The 20412-nt window shown below is 68.7% G+C and carries 16 protein-coding genes; 7 read left to right on the forward strand and 9 right to left on the reverse strand.

Features of this window, described 5'->3' with window-relative positions:
- Positions 1–67 precede the first annotated feature (67 nt).
- Positions 68–1093, forward strand: coding sequence for a Gfo/Idh/MocA family protein (locus tag Ate02nite_RS03330; protein ID WP_203798513.1), 1026 nt, complete (start codon positions 68–70; stop codon positions 1091–1093).
- Positions 1094–1109: 16 nt separating this feature from the next.
- Here the strand turns inward: Ate02nite_RS03330 and Ate02nite_RS03335 are convergent, their stop codons facing one another.
- Entirely contained in the window at positions 1110–1652 is a 543-nt protein-coding gene (locus tag Ate02nite_RS03335; RefSeq protein WP_203798515.1) for a TetR/AcrR family transcriptional regulator, read from the reverse strand.
- A gap of 63 nt (positions 1653–1715) precedes the next feature.
- Between Ate02nite_RS03335 and Ate02nite_RS03340 the strand changes: the two genes are divergently transcribed.
- Positions 1716–3152: an MFS transporter gene (locus Ate02nite_RS03340; protein WP_203798517.1), complete on the forward strand. Its 1437-nt coding sequence runs from the start codon at positions 1716–1718 to the stop codon at positions 3150–3152.
- Positions 3153–3249: 97 nt separating this feature from the next.
- Here Ate02nite_RS03340 and Ate02nite_RS03345 read toward each other — a convergent pair whose 3' ends face one another.
- On the reverse strand, positions 3250–5574 hold the full coding sequence (locus Ate02nite_RS03345; protein ID WP_203798519.1) for a glycoside hydrolase family 9 protein: 2325 nt from the start codon (positions 5572–5574) through the stop codon (positions 3250–3252).
- A gap of 123 nt (positions 5575–5697) precedes the next feature.
- On the opposite strand from Ate02nite_RS03345, the gene Ate02nite_RS03350 reads away from it, so the two are divergent.
- A complete protein-coding gene (locus Ate02nite_RS03350) occupies positions 5698–6084 on the forward strand; it encodes an HPF/RaiA family ribosome-associated protein (RefSeq protein WP_203798521.1) in 387 nt (128 codons plus the stop codon).
- Between the two features lie 36 nt (positions 6085–6120).
- Here the strand turns inward: Ate02nite_RS03350 and Ate02nite_RS03355 are convergent, their stop codons facing one another.
- The 7 genes from Ate02nite_RS03355 to Ate02nite_RS03385 form a co-directional block, all read right to left on the reverse strand.
- Entirely contained in the window at positions 6121–6981 is an 861-nt protein-coding gene (locus tag Ate02nite_RS03355; protein ID WP_203798523.1) for an alpha/beta fold hydrolase, read from the reverse strand.
- Positions 6982–7056: 75 nt separating this feature from the next.
- On the reverse strand, positions 7057–10614 hold the full coding sequence (locus Ate02nite_RS03360) for a galactose-binding domain-containing protein (RefSeq protein ID WP_203798524.1): 3558 nt from the start codon (positions 10612–10614) through the stop codon (positions 7057–7059).
- 44 nt (positions 10615–10658) lie between these two features.
- Positions 10659–12236: a glycoside hydrolase family 13 protein gene (locus Ate02nite_RS03365; protein WP_438871148.1), complete on the reverse strand. Its 1578-nt coding sequence runs from the start codon at positions 12234–12236 to the stop codon at positions 10659–10661.
- A 72-nt stretch (positions 12237–12308) separates the two neighbouring features.
- A complete protein-coding gene (locus tag Ate02nite_RS03370) occupies positions 12309–13181 on the reverse strand; it encodes a carbohydrate ABC transporter permease (RefSeq protein ID WP_203798526.1) in 873 nt (290 codons plus the stop codon).
- 4 nt (positions 13182–13185) lie between these two features.
- On the reverse strand, positions 13186–14130 hold the full coding sequence (locus tag Ate02nite_RS03375; RefSeq protein WP_438871149.1) for a carbohydrate ABC transporter permease: 945 nt from the start codon (positions 14128–14130) through the stop codon (positions 13186–13188).
- A 54-nt stretch (positions 14131–14184) separates the two neighbouring features.
- On the reverse strand, positions 14185–15567 hold the full coding sequence (locus Ate02nite_RS03380; RefSeq protein WP_203798533.1) for an ABC transporter substrate-binding protein: 1383 nt from the start codon (positions 15565–15567) through the stop codon (positions 14185–14187).
- 220 nt (positions 15568–15787) lie between these two features.
- Entirely contained in the window at positions 15788–16777 is a 990-nt protein-coding gene (locus Ate02nite_RS03385) for a LacI family DNA-binding transcriptional regulator (RefSeq protein ID WP_203798534.1), read from the reverse strand.
- 126 nt (positions 16778–16903) lie between these two features.
- On the opposite strand from Ate02nite_RS03385, the gene Ate02nite_RS03390 reads away from it, so the two are divergent.
- From Ate02nite_RS03390 to Ate02nite_RS03405, 4 genes are read left to right on the forward strand one after another with little or no spacing between them, the layout of a single operon-like run.
- Positions 16904–17323, forward strand: a complete 420-nt coding sequence (locus Ate02nite_RS03390) for a YchJ family protein (protein ID WP_203798536.1) — start codon at positions 16904–16906, stop codon at positions 17321–17323.
- Between the two features lie 22 nt (positions 17324–17345).
- On the forward strand, positions 17346–18200 hold the full coding sequence (gene kynA, locus Ate02nite_RS03395; protein ID WP_203798538.1) for a tryptophan 2,3-dioxygenase: 855 nt from the start codon (positions 17346–17348) through the stop codon (positions 18198–18200).
- Complete coding sequence (gene kynU, locus Ate02nite_RS03400; RefSeq protein ID WP_239147082.1) at positions 18197–19417, forward strand: kynureninase; 1221 nt, start codon at positions 18197–18199, stop codon at positions 19415–19417. The genes kynA and kynU overlap by 4 nt, the downstream gene beginning before the upstream one ends.
- The gene (locus Ate02nite_RS03405; RefSeq protein ID WP_203798547.1) at positions 19414–20406 is read left to right on the forward strand and encodes an amidohydrolase family protein; all 993 of its coding nucleotides are present in this window, start codon (positions 19414–19416) and stop codon (positions 20404–20406) included. The genes kynU and Ate02nite_RS03405 overlap by 4 nt, the downstream gene beginning before the upstream one ends.
- Positions 20407–20412: the final 6 nt, after the last annotated feature.

Raw genomic sequence — 20412 nt, forward strand, 5'->3', positions numbered from 1 at the left:
GCGGAGGTAATCTGCCCGGCCCCGCCCTTGATCAGCGTGGCCGGCGATCGTGTGGCAGGCTTTCGGAATGAGCGACGCGGTGCGGTTCGGGCTTGTCGGGTTCGGCAGCGGTGGGCGGATCTTCCATGCCCCGCTCCTGGCGTCGGCGGCCAACGTCGAATTCGTCGGCGTGGTCACCAAGTCGCCGGAGCGGCGCGCCGAGGTGGCCGCGCAACTGCCGAAGGCCCGCGCGTTCGACACCATCGCCGCAATCGCCGCCGCGGGTGCCGAGGCGGTGGCGATCTCGACCCCGGCCGCCACCCACGCCGAGCTGGCGCTCGAGGCGATCGCCCAGGGGCTGGCCGTGGTGGTCGACAAGCCCTTCGCGCTCGACGTCGCGTCCGCGCAGACCGTCGTCGACGCCGCTGCGGCCAAGGGCGTGTTGCTCAGTGCCTACCAGAACCGGCGCTGGGACTCCGACTTCCTGACCCTGCGCAAGCTGATCGCCGAGGGCGGGCTGGGCACGGTCCGGCGGTTCGAGTCGCGCTTCGAGCGCTGGGACCCGGACCGCAAGATCGGCGCCGCCGGCGGCGGCACCCTGCTCGACTTCGGCTCGCACCTGGTGGACCAGGCGCTCGTCCTGCATGGTCCGGCCATCCGGGTGTACGCGGAGATGCGCGGCAACGGCGAGCTCGACGACGACTTCTTCGCGGCGCTGCACCACGTGAACGGGGTCGAGTCGCACCTGTGGGGCAGCTGGCGGCAGGCGGCGCCGGGCCCGCGGTTCCGGGTGTCCGGCTCGACCGGCGCCTACGTCATCGACAACGGCATGGACGGCCAGGAGGCACTGCTCAAGGCGGGCAAGTCACCGGCCGGCCTGGGTGACCGCTGGGGTGTGGAGCACGAGCACCGCTGGGGCCGGGTCTACCACGGCGAGACCAGCGCGCCGGTGGCCAGCGAGCGCGGCCGGTGGGACACCTTCTACCCGGCGTTCGCCCGCGCGGTGCGCGGGGACGGCCCGGTGCCGGTCGACCCGGCCGACACGCTGCGTGCGATGACGGTGCTGGACGCGGCTCGCCAGAGCGCCCGCACCGGCACGGCGGTCCAGCTCTGAACCGGCCTGGCCGGCGCTAGGCGCGCAGGCCGTCCAGGGCCAGGGCGATCACCCGGTCGCGCTGGGCGTCGTCGACGAACGCGGCCGAGGTCAGGCCGGAGACCAGGCGCAGCAGGTCGTCGAAGCTGACGTCGGTCCGCACCGCGCCCGCCTTCTGAGCCCGCTCCAGCAGCGGCTCGCCCGCGTCGTACATGGTGCGGCGGCAGGTGGCGAACATTTCCGACTCGCGGTTCAGCGCCTCGATGATGGCGCGCTTGGTCACCGCGTACGCCACGAAGCGGTGGAGCCACGCGGTGAGCGCGTCCCACGGCGGAAGCGAGGCGACCGCCGTCGCGGCCGCGCTCAGCTGGTCGACCTCCTCGACGTAGACCGCCTCGAACAGGTCGCGCCGGGTCGGGAAGTTGCGGTACAGCGTGCCGATGCCGACGCCGGCCCGCCGGGCGATGTCCTCCAGCGACGCGTCGGTGCCGTTCTCGGCGAAGGCGTCGCGGGCGGCGGCGAGCAGCGCGTCGAAGTTACGCCGAGCATCCGCCCGCTGCGGACGACGCACGGTAACCATGGTGACCCTCCCCACATGCTGGGGCCTTGCGAAACGGAGGCCCCCCTCCACTAATCTGGAGGCATGCCTCGACTTTATCAGGCCTCGCCGCGCGCCACCTTCACGGTGCTCGCCGCTGCGGCAGCCGCCTTCTCACTGATGCAGTCGCTGGTCACGCCGGTGCTGCCGACGATCCAGCAGGACCTGCACACGAGCACCGGAACGGTCACCTGGGTGCTGACCGCCTGGCTGCTCGCGGCCTCGGTGGCGACCCCACTGGTCGGCCGCATCGCCGACATGATCGGCAAGGACCGCGCCCTCCTGATGGCGCTGGCCGCGATCGCGGTCGGCTGCCTGGTGGCCGCGCTGGCGCCGAACATCGGCGTCCTCATCGTCGCCCGGGTCCTGCAGGGTCTCGGCGGTGCCGTCTTCCCGGTGTCGTTCGGGATCATCCGCGACGAGTTCCCGCCCCAGCGGGTCACCTCGGCGGTCGGCGTGATGGCCGCGGTCATCGCCACCGGCAGCGGGCTCGGCATCGTGCTGGCCGGCCCGATCGTCGGCGCCCTGGACTGGCGCTGGCTGTTCTGGATCCCGATGGCCGTGGTCACGGTGGTCGGGGTGGTGGCCTGGCGGGTGGTCCCGGCGTCGCCGGTGCGCACCCCCGGCAAGGTCAACTGGTTGTCCGCCGTACTCCTCTCGGCCTGGCTTGTCGCTCTTCTCCTCCCGCTCAGCAAGGGCACCGCCTGGGGTTGGGGTTCGGCCCGCACCATCGGCCTGCTGGTCGCCGCCGCGGTCCTGCTGGCGGCGTGGTTCGTCGCCGAGCTCCGCTCGGCCAACCCGCTCATCGACATGCGGATGATGCGCCTGCCGGCGGTCTGGACCACCAACCTGGTGGCGCTGCTCTTCGGGGCCGCGATGTTCGGGGTCTTCGCCTTCCTGCCGCAGCTCATGCAGGTTCCGAAGGCTTCCGGGTACGGGTTCGGAGCGACCGTGACCGGCGCCGGCCTACTGATGCTGCCGATGCTGGTGACCATGGCGGTGTTCGGCTCGCTGAGCGGCCCGCTGACCCGCTGGCTGCCCAGCAAGGCGCAGCTGGTGATCGGCGCGGTGCTGGCCGCGGTCTCCTGCTTCTCGCTGGCGCTGGCGCACTCCGACAAGGCCGCGGTGGCGGTGGCCGGCGGCGTGTTCGGCATCGGCCTGGGCCTGATCTACTCGTCGATGATCAGCCTGATCGTGCAGAGCGTGCCGATGCACCAGACCGGCGTCGCGTCCGGCATGAACACCAACATCCGCACCATCGGCGCGAGCATCGGCACCGCGATCGTGAGCTCGATCGTCACCAGCCACCCCGGCGTGGCCGGCCTGCCGGCCGAGTCCGGCTTCACCGAGTCGTTCCTGATCCTGGGCGGCATCGCGGTGGCCGCGATCGCGGTCGCCCTGCTGGTCCCGACCGCGAAGCGCGCGGTGGCGCCGGAGCGCCCGGCCGAGGTGCTGCCGGAGCTGTCACCGGTCGAGGTATGAGTTTGTAAGAACAAGAGCGGCTGGAACAGAGTTTGTCCGGACAAAGGGCGGGTGGGTGTTTACCCATCCGCCCTTGTCCTGACAAACCTAAGTTCGGCTATCCCCGCGTGCAGGTCAGGCCGTTGACGGTGAACGCTGACGGGGCCGGGTTGCTGCCGGTGTAGGTGCCGTTGAAGCCGGCGCTGGTGGAGCCACCGGCCGGGACCGCGCCGTTGTAGGACAGGCTGGTCGCGGTTACCTGGGTGCCGCTCTGGGTCCAGGTGGCCGACCAGCCCTGGCTGATCTTCTGGTTGCCGGCGAACGCGAAGCCCAGGTTCCACGCGGTCCACGCGCTAGTGCCGGTGTTGGCGACGGTGACCGTCCCGGTGAAGCCGCTCCCCCAGTCGTTGACGCTGTAGGTGACCCGGCAGCCGGCCGAGGCGGTCGGGGTAGGCGTTGGCGTCGGGGACGTGGTCGGGCTGGTCGTGACGGAGGGCGACGGTGACGGCGACGAGGTGGTCGGGGAGGGCGTCGGTGAGGTGGTCGGCGTCGTCCCGCTCGGCTCCTGGCCCCAGATCAGCTTGCCCGCCTCGTACAGCGGCACGTTCTTGTTGGTCGCGGTTCCGGTCACGTAGGACGGATCGTTCGCCGGGTCCCAGGTGCCGCCCTCGGCCACGCCGACCTTGAACTGCACCTCCATCCGGTGCTGGGACTGGCCGGCCGGCGCGATGGTGTAGCCGGCGCAGTTCACCTCGACGTACCAGAGATCGCCGGACACCTGCGTCGCCGTCGACGGCGACGGGCAGCCCTGGGTGTAACCCGGGGTCACCACCGGCGCGACGGTGCCCTCGCGGCGGAAGTAGTACCGGTAGGTCGCGCTGGTCAGCGCCCGCGCCGGGTACGCCGACTTGTTGTAGATCATCACCTTGAGCCCGGTGCTGCGGGTCTCGGCCTGCATGACCGTGGTCTCGACCGTGATCTCGTCCATGTCCGGGGTCTCGGCCTGCGGGAACCCGGCGAGAGGCGCGCCGCCGTACTCGTTGTAGAGCCGGGCCACCGCCGAGGTGAAGCCGGCGTTGTAGTCGGTGGCCACCTCGTTCATCACGTAGTCGCTGCGCGAGTCGGTGTAGGCGTCGTCGTTGGTGGACGGCCCGCCGACCAGGGCGCCGTACAGCACGTGCCGGGTCTCGGTGGGCACCGTCATGTTGTCCCACCAGGAGCCATGGGCCGTACGGTGATGGGGGTTCTTCGGCGCGTTGGCGCCGAAGCCGATCAGATAGCTGGACTGCCGCGGGTTGTCGCCGAGGGCGTAGTTGATCTGCCGCACCGCGAAATCGTGATAGCGCGTCTTGCGGGTGGCGTCGCCGGTCTTGTCGCTGTAGACCAGCGCCACGAAAGCCGTGTTGGCCGAGTAGCGCAGCGAGCCCCAGCTGTCGAGCACCGCCTCCCCGCCGGGTGAGTAACGCACCTTCTCGCCGTTGACCCCGACCGTCCACCAGTCGAGCCACCGGTTGGCGTCGTCGATGTACTTCTGCTTGCCGGTCAGGTTGGCCAGCAGGACGTACGCCCCGAATTGCTTGTTGTCCCAGGCGATCGTCCACTTGTAGGAGTGCGTGGTGGTCTGCGGCTCGGTGCCGAGCGCGTCGTACAGGCTCTCGGCCTTGGCCAGATACGTAGCGTCGCCGGTCGCGCGGTACAGCCAGATCGCGCCCCAGACCAGCTCGTCCTGGTAACCGCTCCACGACTTGTAGTACGAGGCGGCGTCGGTGATGCAGTCGCTGTACGCCTTCCGCACGGTGTCGGCGAACGTGTAGAGCGTCTTCGCGTGGGCGAGCAGCTTGTCGGCGTACGCCGCGTCGGTGGGCCGGAAAACGATGGAGCTGGCGGCCATCGCCGCAGCTGTCTCCCCGGCCAGGTCGGATCCACCGCAGGTGGCGTCGATCTTGTAGGCCGGCCGGGCCATCGGCATCACCTCGGCCGGGCCCCACCATTTGTGGTCGTCGTCGCCCTTGCCGACCTGCCCGTAGAGCACGTTGGCGGACGGATGCGCCTTGATGAAGTAGTCGTTCGGCACCCGGAGGTTGTTCAGGAAGCTCGTGAGCTGGCCGGACGAAGCGTAGGCATCGCGGTACTCGACCGCACCCCAGGCGAGCATCGTGGTCGTGAAGGCCATCGGGAACCCGAACTTGACGTGGTCCCCGGCGTCGAACCAGCCGCCGGTGAGGTCGAGCCCGACGTCGGAGCCGTCCTTGAGGGCCGCGTCGCCGCGCCAGGACACCTGGCTGAACGCGGGCTTCTTGCCGGCGATCTGGGCCTGGTAGAAGAACATCGACTTCTGCAGGGCTTCGCCGTAGTTGTAGGCGCCGGCGGCTTCGGCCGGCCGGCCGGCAAAGGCGAAGAGCCCGGCCAAGATCAAGACCAGGGCGAGGAGGGTACGGCGCATGGGGAGCCCCTTCGGTGGCGTTGGGAGCGCTCCCAGACATTGAACAATTTCATTACGCGTTTGTGAAGACCGATCTCCGGGCACAGGGCGCCTTGTCCCACTTGTCCACCACGAGGAGGTCTCATGAGTGCCGTCAGCAACCCGGCGACCGTCGAGGATTGCCTGCGGGTCGGCGCCGGCTTCAGCCAGGGCGACCGCATCTGGCTGACCGAGCTGTTCGCCACCCTGGACGCCCGGCTGGCCTCGTTCCACGCCGACGCGACGGAACTGGAGATCTCGGTGAAGGACCGCGAGGCCCGCGGTCAGAAGGTCACCCTCGAGTGCTGGATCGGCGGTCGCGACAAGATCGTCACCACCTCGTCGCTGGAGGAGCTGCACGCGGCCGTCATGGACTGCCGCGACGACCTGCGCCGCAAACTGAACGACTCGAAGTCGAAGCAGGAGCCGCGCCACAACCGCCACCTGCGCGAAGTCCCCCAGCCCGAGCCGGAGCTCGAGCCCGAGGCCTGACGAGATTCCGGCCCCGCCCGCGCGGCGGGGCCGGGCTCAGACCGCCGCCTGCCGGCGGAGCGTCTCGACGATCTGGTTCATGTTGTTTACCAGCGAGATGTGGCCCTCGCCCGGGACCAGGTGCACCTCGGGCTGCGGCAGGTGGGCGGCCAGCCAGCGACCGTGCCCGTACGGCACCATCCGGTCCTGGTCGCCCTGCCAGAGCGAGACCGGCGGTTCGATGCCGGCCACGTCGAAGCCCCAGGGTTTGCAGAAGGCCAGGTCGTCGTCGCGCCAGCCGGCCGTCCCGCCGGACAGGGCGTGCCGCAGCGACCGGGCCAGGTACTCGGCGAAGCCGTCGGCCAGCGCCCGTTTGTCCACCTCGGAGACCAGGTCGCCGAACGCGGCGATGACCTCGTCCGGCTGCACCTGGGCGAACGAGCCCTCGGCCTCGGCCAGGGACGCCTCCAGCTCGGCCGGGCCGGCCAGCGCCTTGCCGAACTCCTCGATGTTCTCCGCGCCCATGCCCTCGAACCAGTCGAGGCCCTCGACGCCGTAGGGCGCCACGCCGGCGATGGTGGCCGCGGCGAGACAGCGGTCCGGCAGCAGCGCGGCGCAGGCCAGGGCGTGCGGACCACCGCCCGACCAGCCGACCGTCACGAACTCGGCGATGCCGATCGCGTCGAGCACGGCGGCGGTGTCGGCGGCCGCGTCGGCGACTCTTCGGCCGGGCAGCGGGGTCGAGGTCGCATAGCCGGGGCGGCTGATCATCACGACCCGGACGCCAGGCGGGAAGAGCGACTCGCGGGAGACCGCGCCGCCCGGGGTGCCGTGATGAAGCACCAGCGGCAGTCCGTCCGCGGGGCCCTCGACCAGATATTCCAGCACTCGCCCGTCCGGCAGCTTCACGCTCTCCATGGGGACATTTTACGAGCGGAGGGGCCCGCACCGGACGCGGTGCGGGCCCCTCCTTCTGGGGATGGGAGCGGGGTACTAGTTGCGCACGATGGTGAACGTGCTCGTGGTGTTCTCGATGTCCCGGTAGTTGTTGCTGAACTGCAGGTTGGTGAAGGTCGCCGTGCCGACCGCCGGGCCCTGACCCGACTCGGGCAGCGGGTTGGCCCAGATGCCGAAACCGGACTTGGCGTCGTACGCGTCACCGCTCTTCTGCGCACCACTGATCGTGATGTTGGTGAAGGTAGTGTCCTTGACCGGGTACTGCGGCGAGGTGGGCGACGTGTAGTTGGTCTGGAACATGATTCCGGAGTAGGTCGGGTCGACGATGTCGACGTTGCTCACCCGGATGCCCTGGAACACCTTCGACGCGCTGAACACCCAGATCGCCGGAAAGGTCTGCGCGCCCCAGAAGTGGCCGCCGGCCCGGACGATCGAGATGTTGTCGAACACCGTCGGCGGGTCGGCCCCGAAACCGTTCATCGGGTAACCGAAGTCCAGCGAGCTGATCGTGATGCCCGAGTAGACCAGGGTGTCCGCGATGTAGATGTTCTTGAACGTGTTGGCGTACCCGCCGTAGACCGCGACGCCCGCCGCCCGCCACGTCAGGATCGACGTGAGGTTCTGGAAGGTGTTGTTGATCTCGTCGGAGCCGCCCGCGTCGATCGCCGAGAACAGCGCGAAGCTGTCGTCGCCGGTGGCCCGGGCCTCGTTGTTGTCGACCAGGTTGCCGGTGCTGCCGTTGGTCATGTTGATGCCGTCGGCGAACGTGTCCCGGATCCGGGTGTTCTTGATGACCATGTTGTCGGTGTTCGCGCCCCAGTAGAGGCACACCACGTGCTCGGCCCAGATGTTGTCGATGGTGATGCCGGAGACGTTCGCGAAGTCGAACACCTTGCCCGGCCCGTCGATCCGGGTCGTGTAGTTGCCGAAGAACGCGAAGTTCTTGAACGTCGAGCCGTTCGCGCCCGAGTCGGCCCGGAAGCCGGCGTCGGTCTCCGACTGAGTAGCGGGCGTGTAGAACCGGGTGTACCAGGGACCCGCGCCGGTCACCACGATCGGCCGGCCGTAGACCTGCAGCTTGCTGGAGGTCTGGTAGTCACCGGCGGGCAGGTAGACACCGAGCTTGGTGGTGTCCTGCCGCGCGGTGTCCAGGGCGTTCTGCACCGACTGCTGGTCGAAGCCGGCCGGCACCACGTACTTGGAGGCGTCCGGGTTGGCCAGCGCCGCGACCTGCTCCAGGTTGATGAAGTCGATCGCGATGGTGCCCGAGTTGGCGCCGTCCTTCTGCAATTTGATAGTGCTACCAGCCGGGAACGAGCCGGTCAGCAGGATGTTCGCCTCGTCGTAGATGTGCCGCGGGTTGGAGCCGGAGTTCTGCGGTGCGGTCTCGTCGCCGTACAGCCAGGCGTACTTCGAGGAGAGCGGCAGGGTCTTGTTGAGGCTGCCGTTCACGTACACGTTGATCGAGCTGGTGGTGCCGTCCGGGATGGAGAACCGGGCAACGATCGTGTTGGTGGCCGCGCGGGACGTCCACTGCACGTACGCCCCGGTCTGGTTGAGGGTCACGGCCTTGCGGCCGGACGCCTCGCCGGCCAGGTCGCCGACCGTCCGGTTGGGACCGACCACGGCCGCGCCGCCGCCGGTCGTGCCGTCCTCGGCCTCGTACATGTCGTACGGCATGTTGGCGCCGCGACCGACGAAGAACGGCTTCTCGGCGGTGTTGTTGGCCTGCTTGACGGCCAGTTCGTTGGCGTCGACCGCGATCACCGTGCGGACCGTGTACTTGCCGTTCACGGCGGTCCAGGTGCCGAGGTCGAGGGCCGGCGAGGAGGCGCCGGCGGCCAGGGTTCCGGTGTAGGAGCCGGTCAGCGTCTTCACCACGGTCGAGCCGTTGAGGATCGTCAGGGTGATGCCGTGCGCGCCGGAGGCCGAGGCCGCCGAGCCCTGGTTCTTGATCGTGGCCGAGAAGGTGACCGTGTTGCCGGCCGCCGGGTTGCCGGGCGACCAGGAGACGACCGAGGCGACCAGGTCGGAGCTGCTGACCGGGGTCACCACCAGGTTCGACGCAGAGGTGAACGCGTTGTTCGCCTCGTTGGTCTCGATCACCGCGTTCGACTCGTCCACCTTGGCGGACAGCGGGTAGGAGCCGGCGTCCCGGGCACCGATGTTGGCCGAGACGGTCGCCGATGCCCCGGCCGCGAGTGCGGCCACGGTGGCGGTGCCGACCTTCGTCGTACCCAGGTAGAAGTTGACGTTGGTGGCGGCCGCGGCGGCCGCACCGCCGTTGCGGACGACGGCCGACAGGGTCACCGCGTCGGTCTCGACCGGCGCGGCCGGCGCGAACGACAGGCCGGTGATGGTCAGGTCCGGGTTGGGTGCCGCGACGCCGATCACCTGGAACTCGGCGACCTGGCCGCTCGGCGCGCCGGTGTTGGCGGTGAAGGACAGCCGGACGTCGGCCGCGGTCCCGCTGACCGGAATGGTCACGGTGTTACCGGAGGCCGGGTTGAAGGTGTAGGTGGCCGAGCCGACCAGCGTGGTGAAGGCCGAGGAACTCTGCTCCCGGCCGAGGATCGAGAACGTCTGCTGCCGGGTGCCCCACGAGCTGTCCGGGTTGAGCTTGACCACGACCTGCTGCAGGGTGGCGTTCGCGCCCAGCTTCGCGGTGAGCAGAGCCGGGTACGCGCTGCCCTCCCAGTAGGTGGCCGTGTTCCCGTCGTTGGCGTTGGTGGCCACGAACGTGAAGATGGTCGAGGACGCCTCGATCGGCGCGTTGAGTGCGAGGTTGGTCCCACCGGTAGAAGTGCCGTTGCGGGTGACCGTGTTACTCGCGGCCGACACGTTGCCGGCCGCGTCCTTGGCCTGCACGTAGTAGGCGACGGTCGCGCTGTCCGGCTGACTGTCGGTGTAGGTGAGCACTCCCGCGCCGAGGCTGGTGCGCAGCACCCCGTTGGCGTACACGTCGTAGCCGGTCACCCCGACGTTGTCGGTGGACGCCGACCAGGCCAGCCTGATCTGCCCGGACGCGGGCTGGGTGTAGGCGAGTCCGCCGGGCGCGCTCGGCGCCTGGGTGTCGCCGCCGGTGACCGGGCCGTAGACCTCCAGCTCGGACAGTTGCCCGGCGGGCCACCCGGTGTTGCCGGTGAACGACAGCCGGACGAAGCGCGCGGCCGCGGCGGTGAAGTCGATGGTCACGGTGTTTCCGGAGGCGGGGTTGAAGGTGTAGCCGGCCGATGCCTTCAGCGAGGAGAACGACGAGCCGTCGGTGCTGCCCTGGACGGTCAGGGTCTCGGTGCGGGTGGCCCAGGCGGTGGCCGGCGGCAGCTTCAGCACCGCCTGGTTGACCTGGACGGCGGAGCCCAGGTCAACCTGCAGCCACTGCGGGAAGGCGTTGTTGCTGCTCTCCCAGTATGTGTTGGCGTTGCCGTCGCCGGCGTTACCGGCGCCGTAGACATCGGCGTAACTGCTGGCGCTGAAGGTCTTGCCGGCCGCCAGGTTCGGGCCGGCGGCGGAGGCTGCGGTGGGGACGGAGAAGATGGCGGCTACGACTCCCGCCGCGGCGGACGCGGCAAGGAGTCTTTTGAATCGAGGCATAGCGGGAGCGAGCCTTTCTTCCGTGAAAAGCCCCCGGCTCCCTGTCAGGCCGTCAAACGCAGCCACACGGCGGTGTCCTGGGGGAGGCGGTCACCGTCGAGTGGGCCACTGGCGAGCAGGGAGGTCTCGTGGTCCGGCAGGGGGATCGGGGAGCCGGACATGTTGACGACGCAGGCGAACCGGTCGCCTCGGGTGTAGGCCAGGACCTCGGGGCCGAGGTCCAGCCAGGACATGGCGGGCCGGTGCAGCCCGTCCTCGGTGCGGCGCAGGGCGATGGCCTCGCGGTAGAGCTCGAGCATCGAGGTGGGGTCGCCGGTCTGCGCCTCGACGGTCAGGTCCTTCCATTCGGGTAGTTGGGGCAGCCAGGGCTCGGCGGTGCTGAAGCCGAACGGCGGTTCGTCGCCGCTCCACGGCAGCGGCACCCGGCAGCCGTCCCGGCTGTGCCCGCGCCGCGCCCACATCGGATCTTGAAAACTGGAGAAAGGGATGCTCTCGTTCTCCCAGAGACCGAGCTCATCGCCCTGGTAGATGTAGGTGCCGCCGGGCAGCGATAGGGACAGCAGCGCGGCCGCACGGGCCCGCCGGGTGCCGAGCGAGAGGTCGACGGGGGTGCCGTCGAGGTTGTTGTCGAAGCTGAACGTGGTGTCGGCCCGGCCGTAGCGGGTGACGTGCCGGGTGACGTCGTGGTTGGACAGCACCCAGGTGGCCGGGGCGCCGATGGCGAGGTGCGCGTCGAGGGTGCGGTCGACGCATTCGCGCATCAGTCGCGGGTCCCAGGCGCAGCCGAGGAAATCGAAATTGAACGCCGCGTGCAATTCGTCCGGGCGCAGGTAATTGGTGAATCGTTCGACCTCGGGCATCCAGACCTCGCCGATCAGGGCGCGGTCGGGATATTCGTCGGCCACCCGCCGCCAGGCACGATAGACGTCGTGCACCTCGTCGAGGTCGTGGAACGGGTGTTTCGCGCCGTCGACCACCTCCGGCAACAACGGGTCCTTGAAGAGCAGAGCCGCCGAGTCGATCCGGATGCCGTCGACGCCGCGGTCGAACCAGAATCGAAGAATGCTCTCGAACTCGGCCCGCACGTCCGGGTGGTCCCAATTCAGATCCGGCTGTTCGGGTGTGAAGAGATGCAAATACCAAGACCCATCGGGTGTACGGGTCCAGGTGGTGCCGCCGAACTCCCCCCTCCAGTTCGTCGGCATTTCGTCGCCGTTCTCGCCACGCCCCGGCCGGAACCAGAAATAGTCCCGTTCCGGTGCGTCGGGTGAGGCCAGGGCCGCCTTGAACCACGGGTGCTCGCTGGAGATGTGGTTCGGGACGATGTCGACGATCATGCGAATGCCGACCGCGTGCGCCTCCTCGATCAGGGCCTCGGCCTGGGCGAGCGTGCCGAAGGCCGGGTCGATGTCGCGGAAGTCGGCCACGTCGTAACCGGCGTCGGCCATCGGCGAGGGGTACCACGGACTCATCCAGATCGCGTCGACGCCCAGGTCACGCAGGTGCCCCAGGTGCGCGCGGATGCCCTGGACGTCCCCGATGCCGTCGCCGTCGGTGTCGGCGAAGCTCCGCGGGTACACCTGGTAAATGACCGCGCTACGCCACCACTCGGTTGTGGACACGAGCACCTGCTTTCTCGCATGGGTGAGTCGGCCCGGTAAGCCCGGACCCAATTTCTAGTGATATTTAGGGTTTCAGCCCTTGAGGCTGCCCGTGGTCAAACCGGCCATGATGTTCCGCTGGAAGATCAAGAAAATGATCACCGTGGGAATGGCGGCGATGACCGAAGCGGCGACGACCACGTTCATCGGGGTGCCGCCGGAGAAGGCGTAGATGCCGACGCTGAGCGTGCGCGTCTCCGGTGACGGCATGACCAGCTTCGGCCAGAGGAAGTCTTTCCAGACGTAGGTGACCGCGAAGATCGACACCACGCCGAGAATCGGCCGGGACATCGGCAGGATGATCGACCAGAGCGTGCGCAGCGGCGAGGCGCCGTCCACCTGGGCGGCCGCGATCAGGTCCTCGGGGATCGAGTCGAAGAACCGCTTGAGCAGGAAGATGTTGAACGCGTTGGCGACCAGCGGCAGCCACAGCGCCCACGGCGAGTCGATCAGGCTGACGTGCACGAGCGGCAGGTCGATCGCGGTCACGTACTGCGGGACGATCAGCACCATCGCCGGGATCATCAGGGTCGCCAGCATCGCGCCGAGGATCACGTTGCCGAACATCGGCCGCAGCTTGGACAGGGCGTACGCCGCGGCGGTGTCGAAGATGAGCTGGAAGACCACCGCGCCGGCCGCGTAGTAGAACGTGTTGAACATCAGCTTGGCGAGGTTCAGGTTGTTCCACGCGTCGGTGTAGTTCTGGGTCTGCGGGTCCTTCGGCCAGATCGTCGGCGGGGTCTGCGCGATCTCCTGGCCGCTCTTCAACGCGCCGGTGACCATCCAGTACAGCGGGCCGATGAAGACCAGGGTGAAGACGACGATGACGGCGGTGAGGATCGTCCAGTAGAGGAACCGGCCGCGGCCGCGCCGCAGTTGCGCCTGGGAGATGAGGGTTCGCGACATCGTCTCAGTCCTGTTTCGTGGTCAGTCGCACGTACACGGCGGAGAAGGCGGCCAGCACCAGCAGCATGATCACGCCGAGTGCCGCGGCGCCGTTGAGGTCGTTCTGGAAGAAGCCGTGCTGGTAGATCAGGTAGGCCACCGAGGTCGCCGAGTCCTGGGTGCCGGCGCCGTTGGCCAGGATCAGGGGCTCGATGAAGACCTGCATGGTGGCGACGATCTGCAGCATCGCCAGCAGCGCGAGGATGAGCCGGGTCTGCGGGATCGTCACGTTCCAGATCCGCCGGAAGATCCCGGCGCCGTCCAGCTCGGCCGCCTCGTACAGCTCGCCCGGGATGTTCTGCAACGAGGCCAGATAGATCAGTACCGCGCCGCCCATGTTCATCCAGGTCGAGGCGAGCACCATGGCCGGCATCGTCATGGTCGGCGACTGCATCCACTCCGACGTGGGCAGGTGCAGGAACTTGAGGATGGCGTTGAACAGGCCGGCGTCGCTCGGGTCGTACGCGTAGTACTTGAACAGGAACAGCGCCGAGGCCGGCGGCAGCATCACCGGCAGGTAGACCAGGATCCGCAGGTAGCCCTTGCCGTGCCGCAGCTCGTTGAGCAGGATCGCCACCACGAACGGGACGAGGTAACCGAGGATCAGGGCCAGGACCGTGAAATAGAAGGTGTTCTTCCAGGCGGTCCAGAAGCTCGGGTCCTGCACGATCCGGGTGTAGTTGTCGAAGCCCACCCAGCTGGTCACGCCGCGCTTGGTGTGCTGGAAGCTCATCACGATGCCGCGGATCATCGGGAACCAGGAGAACAGGGCGAAGCAGAAGATCGCCCCGATCAGGAACGCGTAACCGGTGAGGTTGTCCCGAAGTTTGCGCCCCCGGCGGGTCTGCACCTTCACCGCGTACACCCGGGGTGTCCGTTTGGTTTCCGGGACGCTGGTCATCGTCGCCAACGAAAGCTCCTGCAGTAGAGAAGGGGTGCGGGGGCCTTTCGGCCCCCGCACGTGTCAGCCGTTCGAAGCCAGCAGCTGGTTGGTCTTCGTCTCGGCGGTCTTGAGCAGCTCGTCGATGTTGGCGTTGGGGTTGGTCAGCACCCCGGACATCGCGCTGTCGAGCACCGCGTAGATGGCCTGCGCGTTGACCGGCTCACCCTTGATCGGCACCGGGGTGGCCTCGAAGAGACCGAAGTTCTCGCTCGGCACGTTCTGGTTGGCCTTGCGGGCGTCGAGCTCCTGCTTCTGCGCCTCGGTGCCGTTCGCGAAGAGCAGCGGCTGGGGCAGGCCGACCGGCTGGTTCTGGGTCTTGGCCCGGGCGTAGTCGAACTGGCCCTTGCCCGGCGTCAGCTTCTCGAAGGCGATCCACTTGAGACCGGCCTTGACCTGCTCCGGGGTGAGGTCCTTGCGGAAGAAGTAACCCTCGCCGCCGCCCAGCGTGCCCTTGGCCGCGCCGTCCTGGCCGGGCAGCGGGGCCATCGCCCAGTCCTGGTACTTGCCCTGGAACTGCTGGACGATCGCGGTGGTCGCGTCGGGCGCGCCGACGAACATGCCGACCTTGCCACCGGCGGCGTTGGTCAGCAGGTCGGCCCACTGCAGCAGCTGCCGGGTGCCCATGCTGTTGTCGCCGTACCGCATGTCCTTGAGGTTCTGCAGGACCTGCTTGCCCTGGGCGTTGTTGAAGTCGGCCTTCTTGTTGTCGGCCGACAGGATCTGACCGCCCTGCGAGTAGAGCTCGGCGGTGAAGTGCCAGCCACCGGTGTTGCCGGCGCTGTACTCCGAGTAGCCGGAGACCCCGCCGCCGAGGGCGGCGATCTTCTTGGCCGCCGTACGGACATCGGCCCAGGTCTTGGGCGGGTTGTTGACGTCCAGACCGGCCTTGGTGAAGAGGGTCTTGTTGTAGAGCAGACCCATCGAGTAGTTCTTGGTCGGGACGGCGTAGATCTTGCCGCCGTCGGTGAAGACCGCCTTGAGCGCCGGGTCGACGCTGTCCCAGCTGGGGATGTTGTCCTTGGTCGCGTACTGGGTGATGTCCAGCGCCTGGCCGGAGTCCAGCACCTGCTGCAGGTCGGTCATGTAACCGTAGAAGACGTCGGTCTGGGTGCCGCCGGTGAGGCGGGCGGTGAAGTCCGGCGGGTTGTTGCACTGCTGGCCGACGCTGACGCTCTTGATCGTGATGTCGGGGTTTTCCTTCTCGAACGCCGCGACGTCGTCGTTCCAGTTCTTCAAGAGGTCTTTCTGCGAGCCGTCGGGCTGGCAGTCGACCGTGATCACGGTCTTGCCGGCGGCGGACTTCCCGGAGTCGTCATCGCCCTTGGTGGAGCAGGCGGTAAGGCTGAATCCCAGGCCGGCCACGAGCGCGATCGCCGCAACCTTCCGGTACTGCGGTACGGACATGCTGTCCAACCCTTCTTATGTCTGGCCTCGGTGAGCTGCGCATTCGTCACTGACGGCAATCGGTGTGACCTGGGTCTCGCCGTCATGTTTCGTGGAGGTGACGATACAAAGACGAACCGTGTTACGCAAGAAGGCGACTGACATGAGAAAAAACGCGACCGCAGCGCAAAAGTAGAAGGGCGGGCCCGAAGGCCCGCCCTTTGTTAGGAGAATTACCTGGTCAGCTCGGTGCTGGCCCGGTCGACCCACGCACCACGAGCTCCGGCTCGAACAACAGCTCGTCCGGCTGCACCCCGCTGCCCTCGATCTGATTGACCAGCAGATCGACGGCCGCCTGGCCCATCATCTCGATCGGCTGCCGCACCGTGGTCAGTGGCGGGTCGGTGCACGTCATCAACGCTGAGTCATCGAAGCCCACAATCGACACATCGGCCGGCACGTCCCGGCCGAGACGCCGGGCGGCCCGGATCGACCCGAGCGCCAGCACGTCGCTCGCGCAGATCATGCCGGTGACGCCGCGCTCGATCAGCCGGCCGGCGGCCAGCCGGGCGCTCTCCATCGAGAAGTTGGTGCGTTCGACCAGCCAGTCGTCGCCGGCGATCTTCTCCAGCGCGGCCAGTTTGCGGCGGGACGGCACGTGGTCCTCGGGGCCCATCACCATGCCGATCCGCTGGTGGCCAAGGGATCGCAGATGCCCGTAGGCCTGCTCGACGGCCACCGCGTCGTCGGTCGAGATGTGCGGAAAGCCCAGGTCATCGACGCCGGCGTTGACCATGACGACCGGCATCCGGCGGTCGGTCAGCGCGCGGTAGTGGCTGTGCTCGGCGTCGGCCAGCGCGTAGGAACCACCGGCGAAGACGACCCCGGAGACCTGGTGGTCGAGCAGCATCTCGATGTAGTCGCGCTCGGGCACACCGCCGATCGTGCGGGCCGCGAGCAGCGGCGTGAAGCCGCGCTGGGCGAGCGACGCGGTCACCACCTCGGCCAGCGCCGGGAAGATCGGGTTCTGCAACTCGGGCAGGACGAGACCGACCAGCCGGCCGCGCTCACCCCGCAGTTTGGTGGGCCGCTCGTAGCCCAGGACATCGAGCGCGGTCAGCACCGACGCGCGGGTGGCCTCGGAGACGCCGCTGCGTCCGTTGAGCACCCGGCTGACGGTCGCCTCGCTGACTCCCGCCTTCTTTGCCACCTCGGCCAGACGTTTGGTCACGGCGGAATACTACGTCAGATCTTTGCAAAATCAGAACCCATGCTTGCAACTGAACCGGATCAGCTTCGGCTGCACTTGCAGCAGGGTTTCGTGGCCGGCGGCGTGAGCTGCTGCGAGAATTGACGCATGGCACGACGAACGAAGGTGGCCACCGCCTGCCCTTGCGGGCGCCTCGGCTTGGCGTACGACGAATGCTGCGAACCCGCCCACCAGGGGCACTCCCCCGCAACCGCCGAGGCGCTGATGCGCTCGCGCTATTCGGCGTTCGCGCTCGACGACGACGCTTACGTGTTGAGTTCCTGGCACCCGGACACCCGGCCGGCCCGAGTCGAGCCCGACTCGCACCTGAAGTGGATGGGGCTCGACATCCTGGAGACGGTCGGCGGCGGCATGTTCGACGCCGAGGGCGTGGTCGAGTTCCGGGCCCACTACAAAGACCACGGCAAGCGCGGTGACATGGTCGAGCGCAGCCGTTTCGTACGCCATGACGGTCAGTGGGTGTACTGGGGGCCGATCCTTACCAACGGCTCACTCGCCAACATCTGACCTGGTGTGATCTGCTGCAAGGGTGGCTAGCGAACAACGACCCCTGGAAGACGGCATAGTCCGCGACTTCAAGGTCAACCTGTCGTACGGGGCGTACCTGCACCTGGACGAGATCCTCGACGCTCAACACCCGGTGAGCACCCCCGAGCACCACGACGAGCTGCTGTTCATCCTGCAGCACCAGACCTCCGAGCTGTGGCTCAAGCTGGTGCTGCACGAGCTGCGCGCGGTGCAGCGGTGGCTCGCCGCCGACGACCTGCGCCCGGCGCTTAAGGGCCTGGCCCGGGTCAAACACATCCAGCGCACGCTGACCGAGCAGTGGTCGGTGCTGGCCACCCTGACCCCGAGCGAGTACGCCGAGTTCCGCAGCTTCCTCGGCACGTCGAGCGGCTTCCAGTCGTACCAGTACCGGGCGGTCGAGTTCATGCTCGGCAACAAGGACCGCCGGATGCTGTCGATCTTCGACGACGACCCGTCGGCCCGTGCCCTGCTGCTGGAAGCGCTGGAAGCACCGAGCGTCTACGACGAGTTCCTGCGCTATCTCTCCCGGCATGCGTACGCCGTGCCGGTCGAGCTGCTCCAGCGGGACGTGACGCTGCCGTACAAATTCAACGAGGACCTGGTGGCGGTCTTCGTGGAGATCTACAACGACCCGGAGAAGCACTGGGGCGCTTACGAGGCCTGCGAGGAACTCGTCGACCTGGAGGAGAACTTCCAGCTCTGGCGCTTCCGGCACCTCAAGACGGTGGAGCGGACGATCGGCTTCAAGCGCGGCACCGGCGGCTCCAGCGGGGTCGCCTTCCTCAAGGCCGCCCTCGACCTGACATTCTTCCCCGAGCTGTACGCCGTCCGCACCGAGATCGGAGCTCCCCGTTGATCGACCTGATCGCCCGCGCCGCCGCGCTCGATTCGGCCGACCCGCTCGCCGGTTACCGGGAGCAGTTCCTGGCCCCCGACGACTTCGACGTGGTGTCCTACCTGGACGGAAACTCGCTGGGCCGCCCGCTGATCGCCACTGCCGCCCTGATGGAGAGGTTCATCCGGGAGCAGTGGGCGGGCCGGCTCATCCGCGGCTGGACGGACAGCTGGATGGAGTGGCCGATCCAGCTCGGTGACCGTCTTGGATCAGTTGCCCTGGGCGCTGCGGCCGGCCAGGTGGTGATCGGGGACTCGACCACGGTCCTGATCTACAAGCTGGCCCGCGCGGCCGTCTCCGTCGACGGCCGCCGGAACCGGGTCGTTCTCGACACCGACAATTTCCCCACCGACCGGTACGTCCTGGAAGGCATCGCCGCCGAACGCGATCTCGAACTGGTCTGGATCGAGACCGACCCGGTCACCGGCATCCACCCCGGCCAGGTCGCCGAGGTGGTCGACGAGCGCACCGCACTGGTCCTGTTCAGCCACGTCGCCTATCGGTCCGGCTGGTTGGCCGACGTCGCCGAGATCAACCGGATCGCCCACGCGGCCGGCGCGCTGACCATGTGGGACCTGTGCCACTCGGTCGGCTCGGTGCCGATCGAGCTGGACAATTGGGGCGTTGACCTGGCCGTCGGCTGCACGTACAAGTACCTGAACGGCGGCCCCGGGGCGCCCGCGTTCGCGTACCTCCGGGAGGGTTTGCAGGACACCCTGCGCCAGCCGATCCAGGGTTGGATGGGCCACCGGGCCTCGTTCGAGATGGGCCCCGGCTACGAGCCTGCGCCGGGTAGCCGTGCCCTGCTCAGCGGCACCCCCGCCATCCTCGCCATGGTCCCGCTGCACGCCAACCTGGACATGCTTGCCGCCGCCGGCATCGAGGCGGTGCGCGCCAAGTCGTTGCTGCTCACCGCCTACGCCCTGGACCTGGCCGACGAGTGGCTGACCCCGTTCGGCGTCGAGGTGGTCAGCCCGCGCGACCCGGGCCGCCGCGGCGGCCACGTCACGCTGCGCCGCGACGGCTTCGAGGCCCTGCTCGACCCGCTGTGGGCGGAAGGGGTCATCCCCGACTACCGCCGCCCCGACGGCCTGCGGATCGGCCCGGCCCCGCTGAGCACCAGCTTCGGCGAGGTCTACCGCGGCCTGTCCACGCTGCGCGACCTGCTCGCGAAGTGACCTCGTACGTCCAGGCCGCCTCCCTGTGGTGGGACGGCCGGCTGCGCACCGGCGTGGCGCTGCGCCTCGGCGACGCCGGCTCGGCCACCCCGGTGGTCGAGGTGCCCGAGTCGGAGCCGGTCCGCACGCTGCCCGGCACCCTGCTGCCCGGCCTGGTCGACGCGCACGTGCACGCCGCGCTGGTCGACCTGGCCACGGTCCGGGCCGGCGGCATCGCCGGCGTCTGGGATCTCGGCGGCGTGCCCGCGCGGCTGGCCGAGCTGTCCGGCCAGCCGAGACTCCCCCGACTCCGCTACGCGGGTCCGTTTTTGATCGCTCCCGGCGGCTATCCGAGCGACCGGGCCTGGGCGGCGAAGGGCAGCTGGCGCGAGATCGACTCGGCCGCCGCCGCAACCGAGGCGGTCGACCAGGCCGCACGGGCCGGTGCCACCCTGATCAAGGCGACGGCCCACGCCGGCGGCCCGCAACTGCGCCTGTTCACGATGACCGCGATCGCCGACGCGGCCCACGACCGCGGCCTGCCGCTGGTGGTCCACGCCGAAGGCCCCGGCACGGTCGCGGTGGCTTACGAGGCCGGCGCCGACCTGCTGGCCCACACCCCGTGGACCGAGCCGCTGGACCGAGGCCTGATCCGCGCGTGCGCCGAACGCATGCAATGGATCAGCACCCTGGACATCCACGGCTGGGGAGTGCCAACCCCGGAATTGGCCACGGCCGTAGCCAACCTGCGGCGCTTCCTGGAGTACGGCGGGCAGGTCCGCTACGGCACCGACCTCGGCAACGGCCCACTGATCCCCGGCGTGAACCCACGAGAGATCCGAGCCCTGCAGTCAGCCGGCCTGACCCCGAACGACATCCTGCAGTCAATGACCGGCCCCGACGTGACGTGGATCCCCGGCGGCCTGGACCTGGACCCCACCCGCTTCGCCGAAACCCTGGCCACCGCCCGAGTCCTGGATGACTCGATCCAGCCCCGCACGGGGGCGTAGAAAGGA

The organism is Paractinoplanes tereljensis (assembly GCF_016862435.1).
GTDB classification, from domain to species: Bacteria; Actinomycetota; Actinomycetes; order Mycobacteriales; family Micromonosporaceae; genus Actinoplanes; species Actinoplanes tereljensis.